Below are 14,866 nucleotides of genomic sequence, written 5' to 3'. Positions count from 1 at the left end.
CCCGGACCCGCCATGAAGGACAGTTTTCCGCGCATCGAGCGCCTGCCGCCGTATGTGTTCAACATCGTCAACGAGCTGAAGGCGCAGGCCCGTCAGCGCGGTGAGGACGTGGTCGATTTCGGCATGGGCAACCCGGACCAGCCGACGCCGCAGCACATCGTCGACAAGCTGATCGAGGCCGCGCGCCGCGGCGACACGCACCGTTATTCGGTCTCCAAGGGCATCCCGCGCCTGCGCCGGGCCATCTGCGCCTGGTACAAGCGCCGCTACGACGTGGACCTGAACCCGGACAGCGAGGCCATCGTCACCATCGGCTCGAAGGAAGGTCTGGCGCATCTGGCGCTCGCCACGGTCGGCCCGGGCGACGCCGTGCTGGTGCCGAACCCGACCTACCCGATTCACCCGTATGGCTTCGTCATCGCCGGCGCCGACATCCGCCACGTGCCGATGCTGCCGGGGCTCGATTTCTTCGATGAACTCGAAAACGCCATCCGCAACTGCTGGCCACGGCCGAAGTTTCTGGTGCTGAACTTCCCGAGCAACCCGACCACGGCCTGCGTGGACCTCGATTTCTTCGAGCGTGTGGTGCGTATCGCCCGCGAGCACGAGATCTGGGTCATTCACGATCTGGCCTACGCCGAGATCGCCTTCGACGGCTACCAGGCGCCGTCCATCCTGCAGGTGCCGGGCGCCAAGGACATCGCGGTCGAGGCGTACACGCTGTCGAAGACCTACAACATGCCGGGCTGGCGGGTCGGCTTCATGTGCGGCAACCCGACGCTGGTCGGGGCGCTGGCGCGCATCAAGTCGTACCTTGACTACGGCACGTTCACGCCCATCCAGGTCGCCGCGATTGCGGCGCTCGAAGGCCCGCAGGACTGCGTGCGCGAAATCGCCGCCATGTACCAGAGCCGACGCGACGTGCTGTGCGAGGGCCTCAACGCCGCCGGCTGGGCGGTGGAAAAACCCAAGGCGACCATGTTCGTGTGGGCGCGCATCCCGGAGCGCTTCCGGGCGCTGGGTTCGCTCGAATTCAGCAAGCTGCTGCTCACCGAGGCGCAGGTGGCGGTGTCGCCCGGCATCGGCTTTGGCGAATACGGGGACGAGTACGTGCGCTTTGGGCTGATCGAAAACGAACACCGCACGCGCCAGGCGGTGCGCTCCATCCGCCGCCTGCTGCGCGGCAGCGAGGCGCAGACCGCGCAGGGTGGCGCATGAACGCCGTCCGCATCGGCCTGCTGGGTCTGGGCACCGTCGGCGGCGGCACGCTGGAGCTGCTGACGCGCAACGCCGACGAAATCGCCCGCCGCGCCGGGCGCCCGCTGCGCGTCACGCACGCCTCGGTGCGCAATCCGGAGCGTGCGCAGGGCCTGCCGGCCGACATCGCGCTGCACACCGATCCGTTCGACGTGGTGCGCCAGCCTGACGTCGACATCGTGGCGGAACTCATCGGCGGCATCGAGCCGGCGCGCGAGCTGATCCTGGCGGCGATTGCCGCCGGCAAGCACGTGGTCACCGCCAACAAGGCGCTGATCGCCCATCACGGCAACGAGATTTTCGAGGCCGCGCGGCGCGCCGGCGTCGCGGTCGGCTTCGAGGCCGCCGTGGCGGGCGGCATCCCGGTCATCAAGACCCTGCGCGAGGGCCTGGCCGGCAACCGCATCGACGGCATCGCCGGCATCATCAACGGCACCTCGAACTACATCCTGACGCAGATGCGCGACGCCGGGCTCGACTTCGCCACCGCGCTCGCCGACGCGCAGCGCCTGGGCTACGCCGAGGCCGACCCGAGCTTCGACATCGACGGCGTGGACGCCGCGCACAAGCTGTCCATCCTGGCGGCGATCGCGTTCGGCATGCCGCTGTGTTTCGACGAGGTTCACATCGAGGGCATCCGGGATCTGTCGGCCGTGGACGTGGATTACGCCGGCCAGCTCGGTTATCGATTAAAGCTGCTCGGCATCGCCCGGCGCGGTGCCGATGGCGTGCAATTGCGCGTGCACCCGACGCTGCTGCCGCAGCGGCATTTGCTGGCGCAGGTGGACGGCGTGATCAACTCGGTGCTGGTGGACAGCGACGCGCTGGGCCAGAGCCTGTACTACGGCGCCGGTGCCGGCGCCGGGCCGACGGCGTCCGCGGTGGTGGCGGATCTGGTCGACATCGCCCGCGCGCTCACCATCGACGCCGAGCACCGCGTGCCGTACCTCGCCTTCCACCACGACCGCCTGCAGGCGCTGCCGGTGCAGCCGATCGACGCGGTCGAGACGGCGTTCTACCTGCGCCTGACCGCGCTCGACCGGCCGGGCGTGTTGGCCGACGTGACGCGCATCCTGGCCGACCAGCAGATCAGCATCGAGGCCATCCTGCAGAAGGAACCGGCCCCCGGCGCCAGCCACGTGGCGGTGATCCTGCTGACGCACCGCGTGCGCGAGCGCGCGCTGCGCGACGCCATCGCCCGCATCGAGGCGCTGCCCAGCATCGACGGCCGCGTGGTGAGCCTGCGCCTCGACCACCTGGAGCACTGACATGCACGCCTACGAGGGCCTGATCGCCCGCTACCGCGACTGGCTGGATCTCCCGGCCGGAATCGCGCCGGTGACGCTGCTGGAAGGCGCGACGCCGCTGATCCGCCTGCGCAACATCCCGCGCAAGCTGGGCGTGGACGCCGATATCTACGTGAAGTTCGAGGGCCTGAACCCGACCGGTTCCTTCAAGGACCGCGGCATGACGGCGGCCGTGTCGGTGGCCGTCGCCGAAGGCAGCCGCGCCATCATCTGCGCCTCCACCGGCAACACGTCGGCGTCGGCGGCGGCCTACGCGGCGCGCGCCGGCATCGTGTCCTTCGTGCTGATTCCGGAGGGCAAGATCGCGCTCGGCAAGCTGGCGCAGGCCATCGTGCACGGCGCCGAGGTGCTGCAGATCGCCGGCAATTTCGACGATGGCATGCAGCTGGTGAAGGAGCTGTCGCAGACGGCGCCGGTGACGCTGGTCAATTCCGTCAACCCGCACCGCCTGCAAGGGCAAAAGACGGCCGCGTTCGAGATTGTCGACACGCTCGGCCGCGCGCCGGATTACCACTGCCTGCCGGTCGGCAACGCCGGCAACATCAGTGCCTACTGGCTGGGCTACGCGCAGTACCACACCGCCGGGCGCTGCCACCTGCCGGTGATGGCGGGCTACCAGGCGGCCGGCGCGGCGCCGTTCGTGGCCGGCCACCCCATCGAGCAGCCGGAGACCATCGCGACCGCCATCCGCATCGGCAACCCGCAGTCGTGGGACAAGGCGCTCGCCGCGCAGCAGGAATCCGGCGGCTGGTTCGCGGCGCTGACGGATGACGAAATCCTCGCCGCGCAAAAGCTGCTGGCGATGGAAGAAGGCGTGTTCTGCGAGCCTGCATCCGCCGCGTCCATCGGCGGCGCGCTGCACGATCTTCAGTCCGGCCGAATCCCGCCCGGCAAGACGCTGGTCTGCACGCTGACCGGGAATGGTCTGAAGGACCCCGACATTGCGCTACGCAGCGCGCCGGACCTCAAACCCGTCAAGGCCGACCGCGCCACGCTCGAAGCGGCCATCCTGCGGCGGCTGGAGCGGGGCTGATCGCGCGCCGAGGCATCCGCAGCCGGATGCCTCGGGTTCAGCCTGCGTCAGTGCGCCTTGTCGCCCGACAGCGCGAGCCAGGTCGACACCACCGTGTCGGGGTTCAGCGACACGCTCTCGATGCCCTGCTCGACCAACCACTGCGCGAGATCCGGATGGTCTGACGGCCCCTGACCGCAGATGCCGACGTACTTGCCGGCGCGCCGGCAGGCGTCGATGGCGAGCTTCATCAGTGCCTTCACGGCACCGTCACGCTCGTCGAACTCGCCGGCCACCAGGCCCGAGTCGCGGTCCAGACCCAGCGTGAGCTGCGTGAGGTCGTTCGAGCCGATCGAGAAGCCGTCGAAGTGTTCGAGGAACTGGTCCGCCAGCACGGCGTTCGAGGGCAGCTCGCACATCATGATCAGGCGCAGGCCGTTGTCGCCGCGCTTCAGGCCCTGTTCGGCCAGCAGTTCGGTCACCTGCCGGGCCTCGCTCAGCGTGCGCACGAACGGGATCATGATCTCGACGTTGGTCAGGCCCATCTCGTCGCGGACCTTCTTCAGCGCCCGGCATTCCAGCGCGAAGCAGTCGCGGAAGCTGTCGGCGATGTAGCGCGACGCGCCGCGGAAGCCCAGCATTGGGTTTTCCTCGTGCGGCTCGTACAGGTCGCCGCCGAGCAGGTTCGCGTACTCGTTGCTCTTGAAGTCCGACATGCGGACGATGACTTTCTTCGGCCAGAAGGCCGCGCCGAGCGTGGCGATGCCCTCGACCAGCTTCTCGACGAAGAAGGTCTGCGGGTCCGGGTAGCCGGCGATGATCTCGTCGATGGTGCCGCGCAGGTCCGCGCCGAGCGTCGCGTAGTTGATCAGCGCCTTCGGGTGCACGCCGATGCCGCGGTTGATCAGGAATTCGAGCCGCGCCAAGCCCACACCGGCGTTCGGCAGGCTGGAGAAATCGAACGCCCGGTCCGGGTTGCCGATGTTCATCATGATCTTGGTCGGCGGCGTCGGCATGCCGTCCAGGCGAATCTCGCTGACCTCGCTCCTGAGCGCGCCCTCGTAGATGAAGCCGGTGTCGCCCTCGGCGCAGGACACCGTCACCGCCTGGCCCGTAACGAGGCGATCGGTGGCATCGCCACAGCCGACCACGGCCGGGATGCCCAGCTCGCGCGCGATGATGGCGGCGTGGCAGGTGCGCCCGCCGCGGTTGGTGACGATGGCCGATGCGCGCTTCATCACCGGCTCCCAGTCGGGGTCGGTCATGTCGGCCACCAGCACCTCGCCCGGTTGCAGCTCGCCCATGCGCGCGGGGCTGTCCACCACGCGCACCTTGCCGACGCCGATGCCCTGGCCAACGCTGCGGCCCGTCACCAGCACGTTTGACTTTTCCTTCAGTTGATAGCGGCGCAGCACCTGCGAGTCGCCGCGCGCCTTCACCGTCTCCGGCCGCGCCTGCAGGATGTAGAGCTGGCCGTCCTCGCCGTCGCGCCCCCACTCGATGTCCATCGGGCGGCCGTAGTGATCCTCGATGATCAGCGCCTGGCGGGCCAGCGACTCGACCTCGGCGTCGGTGAGGCAAAACCGCCGCCGGTCCGTTTCCGGCACGTCGACGGTGGTGGTCGAGCGGCCGGCCGACACGGCGTCGGTGTAGACCATCTTGATCAGCTTGCTGCCGCGGTGGCGCGAAATCACCGCCGGCCGGCCGGCGCGCAGCGTTGGCTTGTGCACGTAGAACTCGTCCGGGTTCACCGTGCCCTGCACCACCGTCTCGCCAAGACCGTACGAGGCCGTCACGAACACCGCGTCGCGGAACCCCGACTCGGTGTCGAGCGTGAACATCACGCCGCTGGCGCCCACGTCGCTGCGCACCATGCGCTGGATGCCGGCCGACAGCGCCACGTGCTCGTGGGCGAAGCCCTGGTGCACGCGGTAGGAAATGGCCCGGTCGTTGAACAGCGAGGCGAACACGTGACGCACCGCGTGCAGCACGTGTTCCGCGCCGCGGATGTTGAGGAAGGTTTCCTGCTGGCCGGCAAACGAGGCGTCCGGCAAGTCCTCGGCCGTGGCCGAAGAGCGCACCGCCACCGACAGGTCGCCGTGCGCGCCGCACAGCTTGCCGTAAGCCGAAACAATGCCCTGTTCGAGGCCATCCGGGAACGGCTGCTCCAGAATCAGGCCGCGAATTTTCTCGCCGGTGCGCGCCAGCGCCGCCACGTCGTCCACGTCGAGCGCGTCGAGTTCGGCCTTGATGCGCCCGGCAAGGTCGTCCTTGCCGAGGAAATCCCGATAAGCCTGTGCGGTAGTCGCGAAGCCGCCCGGGACCTGCACGCCTAGCGGCAGCAGGTGGCTGATCATTTCGCCGAGCGAGGCGTTCTTGCCGCCGACGAGGTCGACATCATGCATGCCGAGGGTTTCGAACCAACGCAGATATTCGGCCATTCGGCGCTCCAGGAAAACACGGGATATCGGCTGCACCGACAGCGGCACGCGGCACGCGCGCACCGCCAGGCTCTGCATAAGCTCAGCACCGCTCGGGCAACGCCTATTTTGCCAGACGCGCCCGGCCTTCCACCCGACCATGGACGGACCGCGGCAAACATCGGCCTGCACGGGCCTGTTGAGTTGATCGGCATCAATCCCGTTTTTTGCTTTTTTGGACTGTGTCCTTATAATTACCCGGCGTCCTGTCCGGATGCGGTGTTATGCCGCGTAATTGGGTTTTGTTACCTCAGCGTTATTAGGGGATTGATATGCAGAACAAACTGATCATTGGCAAGCTCGCCGCCGTTGCCCTGTTCGCGACGCTGGCCAGCGGCTGCGCCACCAAGGGTTATGTGAACGAGCAGGTTGCCAAGGCCCAGTCGGCTGCCGACAGCGCCCAGGCCGCCGCCAGCGCCGCCTCCTCCAAGGCTGACGCCGCCAGCGCCACCGCGAACGAAGCGCTGGCCGCTGCCAAGGCTGCCCAGCAGTGCTGCGTCGACACCAACGAGAAGATCGACCGCATGTTCCAGAAGTCGATGCTGAAGTAAGCACGCTTCCGGTATCGAAAAAGGCGGGGTCGGCGTAAGCCGGCCCCGCCTTTTTTCGTCTTGGGCCGAGAAAGCCGGCTCGGCTTATTGCCGGGCGGTGCGCATGGCCTCGGCTTCGCCGCTCGCGTCGAGCAACAGCGTCTCGTCATCCTGCCGGCTGATCGGCACTGGCATGCCGGTGGGCTTGGCGATCTCCTGGCGCACCGTGGCCCAATCCACCTGCGCCGTGGTCACGCCGCGATTGGCCAGCAGCCGCGCGATCTCGCCGACGGCGCCCTCCTTGCGGCCCGTCTCTTCCTTGAGCGGATGGTGGGCCTCCAGGTACGTCACGCCGAACGCCTGGCCGATCTTGTAGGGCTGGCTGACGAAGTTGACCTTGACCCCGGGCGTGACCTGCTCGAACAGCGTGGCGATGTTCTCCGGATACAGGCGCAGGCAGCCGTGCGTGACGCGCATGCCGATGCCGTAAGGCCGGTTCGTGCCGTGTATGAGATAGCCGGGTGTTCCCAGGCGCAGCGCGAACTGCCCGAGCGGGTTGTCCGGCCCCGCCGGCACCACCGGCGGCAGGATGTCGCCCTTGGCGGCGTGTTCGATGCGGATCGATTCCGGCGGCGTCCAGGAGGGGTTCGGTACCTTCTGGGTAATGCGCGTCACCCCGATGGGCGATCGCCAGTCGTAACGGCCGATGCTGATCGGATACGTCACCACCCGTGGCACGCCGCCGCTGGCCGGCGGGTAGTGATACAGGCGCATCTCCGGCAGGTTGATGACAATGCCCTCGCGCGGGGCGAGTGGCAGCACGTGCTGTGTCGGCAGCACCACCTGCACACCTTCACCCGGCATCCACGGATCGACGCCGCGGTTGGCCATCTTGATTTCGGTGTAACCGAGCCCGCCGCGGCGGGCGATGTCGAGCAGCGTGTCCTCGTAGCGCGCCGTCACCACCTGCACCTGACCGACGAGGTCAATGTCCGCGGGCGGCAAAGGTGCGCTGTCAGCGGCCGAATCCAGCGCCACGGCGCCAAACAGCAGCATCAGGGAACGCAGCCAGGTGTGGGGCGATCTCACGCGTAAGCACTCTCGATCGGGCGGCTAAATAACCGTCAAGTCTAACAAAGGCACCGATCGCGGCGCCTTGCCGCCGCGGATCAGGCGAGTCCACCGGCGCGCAGGTCGGCGAGGAAAATCGCGTCCTGCCAGGCCGGTCGGGCGCCCAAGGCGGACAACCAGCGCCGCACTGCCGGGTAAGCGGCGAAGTCGACACCGATCGACAGCAGCGCCGGCACCCCGGCACCGAGGGCGATGTCGGCGATGGAGTAGTTGTCGGCCACCCAGTCGCGGGAGTTGAGTTGCCGCTCCAGCACGCCCAGCACGAAGTCCACCCGCTGCACGGCGGCCGCATCGTCGCCGCCACTAACGCGCGCCATGTACAGCGCCATCAGCGCCGGGATGACGGTGCTCGCCTCCCACGTGAGCCATTGCAGCACGCGTGCCCGCGGCTTCGCCTCGATGGGCAGCAGCGGCGTCGGGCCGCGGCTGTCGCACAGGTACTGCAGGATGGCGGCCGACTCCCACAGGATGAAACCGTCGTCGTCGAGGATAGGTGTGAGGCCGTTCGGGTTGAGGGTGCGCAGCGGCGCGTCGGCCGGGCGCAGCGCGGTCACCGGATCGACGTCGATCAACTCGAAGTCGAGCCCGAGTTCGCGCAGCAGCACGGCGACCTTGAGCGCGTTGTGCGAGCCCGGGTGATCGGCACGCGGCAGGATGTGATACAGGCGCAGCACGCTCAGAACACCCGCTGCCAGGCGTAGACGGTCTCGACCGCGAAGTAGCCGTGTTGGGCGAGTGGGTCGGCGTCGTGCAACTGGCAGGCTTCTTCGGGTGACCCCGCCTCGAAGATGTTGATGGCGTTCTCGAAGCCGCTGCACGGCCCGCCGCTGATCAGCTTGCCGCTGCCACGCAGCGCGGTCAGGTGCTTCAGATGCGCCGCCAGCACGCCGGCAAGACCCGGCGGCACGCCCTGGGCCTCGATGTCGGCCTGACTGGGCAGGCGCTGGTGGTGGATGGCGTCGTCGATGTAGGCGAAGGCGCCCGGCGGCAGTTCGCTGCGCAATCGCGCCACCGCGTCGACGTCGAAGCGGGAAATGACCACGTATTGCATCGCTGCTCCTCCTCGGCCGGGGGGGCGGCGAAAGCCGCTCCCACAGTTCTTTCTGGCCGGGGGATGCTGCGCCAAGCGGGGGTTGCCGGCAAGGCAGGCCCGCCGCTGGCGTTCGATCAGGCGCGCGTGATGCGTTCTAGGCCGCCGAGATACGGGCGCAGCACGTCCGGCACCACGATCGAGCCGTCGGCCTGCTGGTAGTTCTCCAGCACTGCCACCAGCGTGCGGCCGACTGCCAGGCCCGATCCATTCAGTGTGTGCAGCAGTTCGGGCTTGCCGGTGGCGGGGTTGCGCCAGCGGGCTTTCAGGCGCCGCGCCTGGAAGTCGCCGAAGTTCGAGCAGGAGGAGATTTCCCGGTACTTGCCCTGGCCCGGCAGCCAGACTTCGAGGTCGTAGGTCTTGGCCGACGCGAAGCCCATGTCGCCGGTGCACAGCGCCATCACCCGGTACGGCAGGCCGAGCTTTTGCAACACGGCCTCGGCGTTGGCGGTGAGCTCCTCGTGCGCCTGCCAGGACGTGTCCGGCGGCACCAGGCGCACCAGCTCGACCTTCTCGAACTGGTGCTGGCGGATCATGCCGCGCGTGTCCTTGCCGTAGCTGCCGGCCTCGCGCCGGAAACACGGCGTATGCGCCACCAGCTTCAGCGGCAGCTCGCCGGCCTCGACGATGCGGTCGCGCACGATGTTGGTGACCGGCACTTCGGCGGTGGGGATGAGGTAGTAGTCGTCGCTCGCGGCGAACAGATCCTCCTCGAACTTCGGCAACTGGCCGGTGCCGAGCAGGCTGTCGGCGTTCGCGAGGTACGGCACATACACCTCGGTGTAGCCGTGCTCGCGGGTGTGCAGGTCCAGCATGAACTGCGTGAGCGCCCGTTGCAGCGCGGCGAGCGGCCCGCGCAGCAGGCTGAAGCGCGCACCGGCGATCCTGGTCGCGGTCTCGAAGTCCAGCCCGCCGAGCGCCTCGCCGAGGTCGACGTGATCGCGCGGCGCAAAGTCGAACGCGGGCGGCTCGCCCCAGCGGCGCACCTCGACGTTGTCGTCTTCGCTCCTGCCAGGCGGCACGGACTCGTGCGGCAGGTTCGGGATTTCGAGGCAGTAGGCGTCGAGCGCGTCCTGCACGGATTTCAGATCGGCTTCGAGCTGCGCGAGGCGCTCGCCGACGCCCGTCATCTGCGCCAGCAGCGGGGCGGCATCCTGACCCAGCCGCTTGGCCTCGCCGACGGCCTTCGACACGCGGTTGCGCTCGGCCTGCAATTGTTCGGTTTCGGTCTGCACCGCCTTGCGGCGGGCTTCGAGTTCCGCCAGGCGTGGCAGGTCCAGCGCAAAGCCGCGCGCGGCCAGGCGCGCCGCGATCTGGTCCGGCTCGCGGCGCAGCCGTTGCGGGTCGAGCACCGGTCAGTCCTTGAGCGCGTCGATGATCATCTCGGCCGCCTGCACCGTCATGCGGTTCAGCGCCTCGCGCGTGGCGGCGCCGATGTGCGGGCACAGCACCACGTTGTCGAGCGCCAGCAACTCGGGATGGTTCGGCGGCTCGGCCTCGTACACGTCGAGCCCGGCGCCGGCGATCTCGCCGGCCTTGAGCGCTGCGATCAGTGCCGGCTCGTCCACCACCTCGCCGCGGGCGGTGTTGATGAAGATGGCATTGCGCTTCATGCGCGCAAACTGCGCGGTGCTGAACAGGCCGCGGGTCGAATCCAGCAGCGGCACGTGCACGGTGATGTAGTCGGCCGCGTCGATGACGTCGTCCACCGTCTCCACCTTGCGCACGCCGTGCTCGGCCATGCCGGCGGCGTCCACGAACGGGTCGTAACCGACCACCTGCATGTCAAACGCCAGCGCGCGCCTGGCCACCAGCTTGCCGATGTTGCCGAAGCCGACGATGCCCAGCGTCTTGCCGGCCAGCTCCACCCCGGTGAAGCGGTCCCGGTCCCAGCCGGCCTGCGAGCGCACGTAGCGGTCAGCGGCGGCGAGCTTGCGCGACACCGCCAGCATCAGCCCGAACACCAGCTCCGCCACCGACACCACGTTGGCCTGCGGCGTGTTGCGCACCGTGAGGCCCACTTCCTTGGCGTAGGCGAGGTCCACCTTGTCGAGACCGCTGCCGGCGCGGGCCACGATCCTGAGCTTTTTGGCGTTGTCGATGACGGGTTTCGACACCCGCGTGTAGGTCTTGATCATCAGCGCGTCGTAGTCGCCGATGATGCTGGCGAGCGTCTGCTCGTCCGTGCGCTCGCGCACGTCGACTTCGAAGCGCTCGCGCAGCAGGTCGATGCCGGCCTGCTCCAGGGTTTCCGCCACCAGGACGCGTTTCTTGCTGCTCATGCCGTGTTCAGTCCAGGTAGTGGTCCAGCACCTTGATGATGCGGTACGCCGCCGTCACCGTCGGCACCGGAATGCCGAGCTCGCGGCCCTTGTCCACGAACGGCTTCACGATGTAGTCGACCTCGGTCTTCTTGCCGCGCACCACGTCGTCATGCATGGAGGTGCGGCCGGAGTAGCCCTGTGCCTTCATGCGCTCGCCGAAGCCCAGCATCAGCTTCACGGCCTCCTCGTCGGACTTGCACTCGTAGACGTCCTTCAGGCGCGACAGCGGCGCGTAGAAGTTCTGCGGCGAGTAGCCGAGCGCGCTGTAGACGGCCAGCAGCTCACGCGAAATCGCCACGTAGTGGGCAGCGCCCTCCGGCAGCGTCATGCCGTCCACGAAGGTCAGCTCGTTGTTGCCGGCGAGCGTGCTCACCGACCACGCCGACGCGTTGCAGATCTGCGCCAGCTTCTCCCACAGCACCTGCTGGATGCAGTCCACCGCCTTGGCGCCGAGGCCGGCCTTGTTGAAGGCGTCGGCCAGCGCCTGTGCGCGCGGGCTCACGGTGCCGTCGAGTTCGCCAAAGTAGGCCGTGGTCGGCACGGTGACATGGTTCTTGACGAAGCCCGGGGCTTCCAGCGTGCCGCCCTCGATGGCCGAGGCACCCATCACCTTGGCCGGATCGCCGATCCACTCGGCCAGGATGCCTTCCTTGACGATGTTGTTCTGCACCGAGCAGACCGTCTTGAGGCGCCCCTTCAGGCAATCGGCCGACGCCAGCGCCGTCTCGCTGTCCTTGGCCTTGGTCGCCAGGATCATGTAGTCGAATTCGCCCTTGGCGTCGGCCGGGTTGCTGACCGCGCTCAGGTTGTCGTGAACGTGGTGCTCGCCACGCACGCCCTCGATGCGCAGGCCGTCCCGGGTGATGGCATCGGCATGCGCCGGACGGGCGATCAGGGTGGTGTCGACACCGGTCTGCGCCAGGTAACCGCCGATCACTGAACCGAGACCACCGGCACCGAGAATGCACACGCGCATGTTGGAAGCTCCTTGAAAAGCCGCCTGCCGCACGGCGGGCGAACGGGATGAAGGGCGGGGGCGCGATTGTTCGGGCGCGCCCCCACCTGAGTCAATGCAGGCGAGTCAACGCGCGGCTACAGGTCGTAGCCGCGCTCCTCGTGCAGGCTGATGTCGAGGCCGGTGGTCTCTGACTCGGCATCCACGCGCAGGCCGATTGCCGCGTCGATCAGCTTCAAAAGTACGTAGCTCAGCCCACCGCTCCACGCGATCGTGGCCAGCACGCCGATGGCCTGCACGCCGAGCTGGCGCCCCATGCTGCCGGCGCTGAAGCCGGTGCCGCCGAGTTCCACGGCCGCGAACACGCCCACCGACAGCGTGCCGATGACGCCGCCGACGCCGTGCACCGGGAACACGTCGAGGCTGTCGTCGATGCGCAGCGTGCGCTTGATGTACTGCGTGGCGACGAAACACACCCCGCCGGCCACGACGCCGATCGCGAGCGCCGCCAGCGGCCCAACGTACCCGCTCGCCGGCGTGATGGTGCCCAGGCCCGCCACCATGCCGGTGACGATGCCGAGCACGCTCGGCTTGCCGTGCCGCAGCCACTCGATGGTCATCCAGGTCAGCGCGCCGGCGGCAGCACCGGTGTGCGTCACCAGCATCGCCATGCCGGCGTTGCCGTCGGCGGCGAGCGCGCTGCCGGCATTGAAGCCGTACCAGCCCACCCACAGCATGCCGGCGCCGGTCACCGTCATGGTGAGGTTGTGCGGCAGGATCAGCGTGTCCGGAAAACCGCGCCGGCGCCCCAGCACCAGCGCCGCCACCAGCGCCGCGACGCCCGCGTTCACGTGCACCACGGTGCCGCCGGCGTAGTCCATCAGTCCCAGGCCGGCCAGCCAGCCGCCGCCCCACACCCAGTGGCAGACGGGCACGTACACCAGCGCCAGCCACAGGCCCGAGAACAGCAGCATGGCCGAGAACTTCATGCGCTCGGCGAAGCCGCCCACCACCAGCGCCGGGGTGATGATGGCGAACGTCATCTGGAACATGGCGAACACGGTTTCCGGCAGCTTGCCGCTCACTGCCGCGCGGTCGACGCCGGCGAGGCCGAGCTTGCCGAAGCCGCCGTACCAGGCCTGCAGGGCGCCGCCCTGCCCGAACGCGCCGCTGTAGCCGAACAGCAGCCACAGCACCGACACCAGCGCCGTGATGGCGAAGCACTGCATCAACACAGACAGCACGTTCTTGCTGCGCACCAGGCCGGCGTAGAACAGCGCCAGGCCCGGCAGCGTCATGAACAGCACCAGCGCGGTGGCGGTCAGCAGCCAGGCGGTATCAGCGGCGTTGGCGGTGGCAGTTTCGGCGCCCACGGCGGGCGACAGGCACAGCAGCGCCCCGAACAGGGACGTTCTTTTCATGGCTCCCCCTTTCTTGATTCAGACCGGGCTCAAAGCGCGTCCTGTCCGGTTTCCCCGGTACGGATGCGTATCACCTGCTCCAGGGGGCTCACGAAAATCTTGCCGTCGCCGATCTTGCCGCTGTTGGCGGCGCTGGCAATGGCTTCCACCACGCGCTCGGCGTCCTCGTCGCGCACCGCGACCTCGACCCGCATCTTGGCAATAAAATCGACCACGTACTCGGCGCCGCGGTAGATCTCGGTATGGCCCTTCTGGCGCCCGAAACCGCGCACTTCGGTCACCGTCATGCCGGTGATGCCCAACTCGCCGAGCGCGTCTCGCACGTCGTCGAGCTTGTGCGGCTTGATGACCGCGGTGATGAGTTTCATGTTCCGTCTCCCCTGATGGCTGGCTCGCGGCGCCTGGCACGCGCCGGGCCGATAAGGTACACGAAAGGCACCGCCGGACCGCCCGGAAATGGCACACCCTTGCGGCCGCTTCGCGCCCTCGCCGAGCGGCGAATTGCACCTCGGTTCGCTGCTGGCGGCGGTCGGCAGTTATCTGGCTGCACGACATCTCGGCGGGCGCTGGCTGCTGCGCATCGACGACCTCGACCCGCCGCGCGTGGTGCCGGGCGCCGCCGACACCATCCTGCGCAGCCTCGAAGCCCACGGCCTGCTGTGGGATGGCGAGCTGCTGTGGCAAAGCCGCCGCCGCGAGGCGTATCAGGCGGAGCTCGATCGGCTGCGTGATGCCGGCCTCCTGTACGGCTGCGCCTGCACGCGCCGCGAGCTGGCCGCGATCGCCCGCGCCGGGGTGGACGGCCCCGTCTACCCCGGTACCTGCCGCGCTGGTCTTCCGCCCGGACGTGGGGCGCGCGCCTGGCGGGTGCGCGTGCCAGATGCGGACATCGGCTTTCACGACGCCGTGCAGGGCGATCAGCACCAGAACCTCGCCCGCGAGGTGGGGGATTTCGTCCTTAAGCGCGCCGACGGCCTGATCGCCTATCAACTCGCCACGGTGGTGGACGACGCCTTTCAGGGCGTGACGCAGGTAGTGCGCGGCGTGGACCTGCTGGCGTCCACGCCGCGGCAGCTATACCTGATGCAGTGTCTTGGCCTGCCGCGGCCCGACCATGCGCACCTGCCGCTGCTGGTGGACGGCGCGGGTCTCAAGCTTGGCAAGCAGACCGGGGCGGCGGGGCTCGACCCACGCGCGGCAAGCGGGAATCTGGAGCGGGTTCTGACGGCGCTGGGCATGCCGCCGGCGCAGGACATGCGCGGTGCGCCGCCCGCGGAGTTGCTCGGCTGGGCCGCGCCGCGTTGGGATGCGGCAAGACTCGCCGGCCGCCTTGCGGTCGCTGCGTGAAGGGCGACATCG

The 14,866-nt window shown here is 68.6% G+C and carries 14 protein-coding genes; 5 read left to right on the top strand and 9 right to left on the bottom strand.

Features of this window, described 5'->3' with window-relative positions; genetic code table 11:
- The first annotated feature begins 12 nt into the window (after positions 1–12).
- The 3 genes from alaC to thrC are packed head-to-tail and all read left to right on the top strand — an operon-like array spanning position 13 to position 3,597.
- Complete coding sequence (gene alaC / locus AB7F93_RS05320) at positions 13–1,218, top strand: alanine transaminase (protein WP_428301849.1); 1,206 nt, start codon at positions 13–15, stop codon at positions 1,216–1,218.
- Positions 1,215–2,525, top strand: a complete 1,311-nt coding sequence (locus AB7F93_RS05315) for a homoserine dehydrogenase (protein ID WP_428301848.1) — start codon at positions 1,215–1,217, stop codon at positions 2,523–2,525. Before alaC ends, AB7F93_RS05315 begins: the two co-directional genes overlap by 4 nt.
- Position 2,526: 1 nt before the next feature.
- Complete coding sequence (thrC, locus tag AB7F93_RS05310; RefSeq protein ID WP_428301847.1) at positions 2,527–3,597, top strand: threonine synthase; 1,071 nt, start codon at positions 2,527–2,529, stop codon at positions 3,595–3,597.
- A 47-nt stretch (positions 3,598–3,644) separates the two neighbouring features.
- On the opposite strand, the gene ppsA is transcribed toward thrC, so the two are convergent.
- On the bottom strand, positions 3,645–6,017 hold the full coding sequence (gene ppsA, locus AB7F93_RS05305) for a phosphoenolpyruvate synthase (RefSeq protein ID WP_428301846.1): 2,373 nt from the start codon (positions 6,015–6,017) through the stop codon (positions 3,645–3,647).
- Between the two features lie 311 nt (positions 6,018–6,328).
- On the opposite strand from ppsA, the gene AB7F93_RS05300 reads away from it, so the two are divergent.
- A complete protein-coding gene (locus tag AB7F93_RS05300; protein WP_428301845.1) occupies positions 6,329–6,607 on the top strand; it encodes an Lpp/OprI family alanine-zipper lipoprotein in 279 nt (92 codons plus the stop codon).
- Positions 6,608–6,691: 84 nt separating this feature from the next.
- Here AB7F93_RS05300 and AB7F93_RS05295 read toward each other — a convergent pair whose 3' ends face one another.
- From AB7F93_RS05295 to AB7F93_RS05260, 8 genes are all read right to left on the bottom strand, one after another.
- Positions 6,692–7,675, bottom strand: coding sequence for a L,D-transpeptidase family protein (locus AB7F93_RS05295; RefSeq protein WP_428301844.1), 984 nt, complete (start codon positions 7,673–7,675; stop codon positions 6,692–6,694).
- Positions 7,676–7,755: 80 nt separating this feature from the next.
- Entirely contained in the window at positions 7,756–8,391 is a 636-nt protein-coding gene (locus tag AB7F93_RS05290; RefSeq protein WP_428301843.1) for a glutathione S-transferase family protein, read from the bottom strand.
- A 2-nt stretch (positions 8,392–8,393) separates the two neighbouring features.
- Positions 8,394–8,768, bottom strand: a complete 375-nt coding sequence (locus AB7F93_RS05285) for a YciI family protein (protein ID WP_428301842.1) — start codon at positions 8,766–8,768, stop codon at positions 8,394–8,396.
- Between the two features lie 116 nt (positions 8,769–8,884).
- The gene (gene serS, locus AB7F93_RS05280) at positions 8,885–10,159 is read right to left on the bottom strand and encodes a serine--tRNA ligase (RefSeq protein WP_428301841.1); all 1,275 of its coding nucleotides are present in this window, start codon (positions 10,157–10,159) and stop codon (positions 8,885–8,887) included.
- Between the two features lie 3 nt (positions 10,160–10,162).
- Positions 10,163–11,089: a hydroxyacid dehydrogenase gene (locus AB7F93_RS05275; protein WP_428301840.1), complete on the bottom strand. Its 927-nt coding sequence runs from the start codon at positions 11,087–11,089 to the stop codon at positions 10,163–10,165.
- 7 nt (positions 11,090–11,096) lie between these two features.
- Positions 11,097–12,107, bottom strand: coding sequence for a ketopantoate reductase family protein (locus AB7F93_RS05270; RefSeq protein ID WP_428301839.1), 1,011 nt, complete (start codon positions 12,105–12,107; stop codon positions 11,097–11,099).
- A gap of 116 nt (positions 12,108–12,223) precedes the next feature.
- Complete coding sequence (locus AB7F93_RS05265; protein ID WP_428301838.1) at positions 12,224–13,507, bottom strand: ammonium transporter; 1,284 nt, start codon at positions 13,505–13,507, stop codon at positions 12,224–12,226.
- Between the two features lie 29 nt (positions 13,508–13,536).
- Positions 13,537–13,875: a P-II family nitrogen regulator gene (locus AB7F93_RS05260; protein ID WP_428301837.1), complete on the bottom strand. Its 339-nt coding sequence runs from the start codon at positions 13,873–13,875 to the stop codon at positions 13,537–13,539.
- An 88-nt stretch (positions 13,876–13,963) separates the two neighbouring features.
- On the opposite strand from AB7F93_RS05260, the gene gluQRS reads away from it, so the two are divergent.
- Positions 13,964–14,854, top strand: a complete 891-nt coding sequence (gene gluQRS / locus AB7F93_RS05255) for a tRNA glutamyl-Q(34) synthetase GluQRS (RefSeq protein ID WP_428301836.1) — start codon at positions 13,964–13,966, stop codon at positions 14,852–14,854.
- Positions 14,855–14,866 lie beyond the last annotated feature (12 nt).

The organism is Immundisolibacter sp. (assembly GCF_050250495.1).
In the GTDB taxonomy this organism is placed as follows: Bacteria; Pseudomonadota; Gammaproteobacteria; order Immundisolibacterales; family Immundisolibacteraceae; genus Immundisolibacter.
This window is presented reverse-complemented; position numbering and strand designations above follow the sequence as displayed.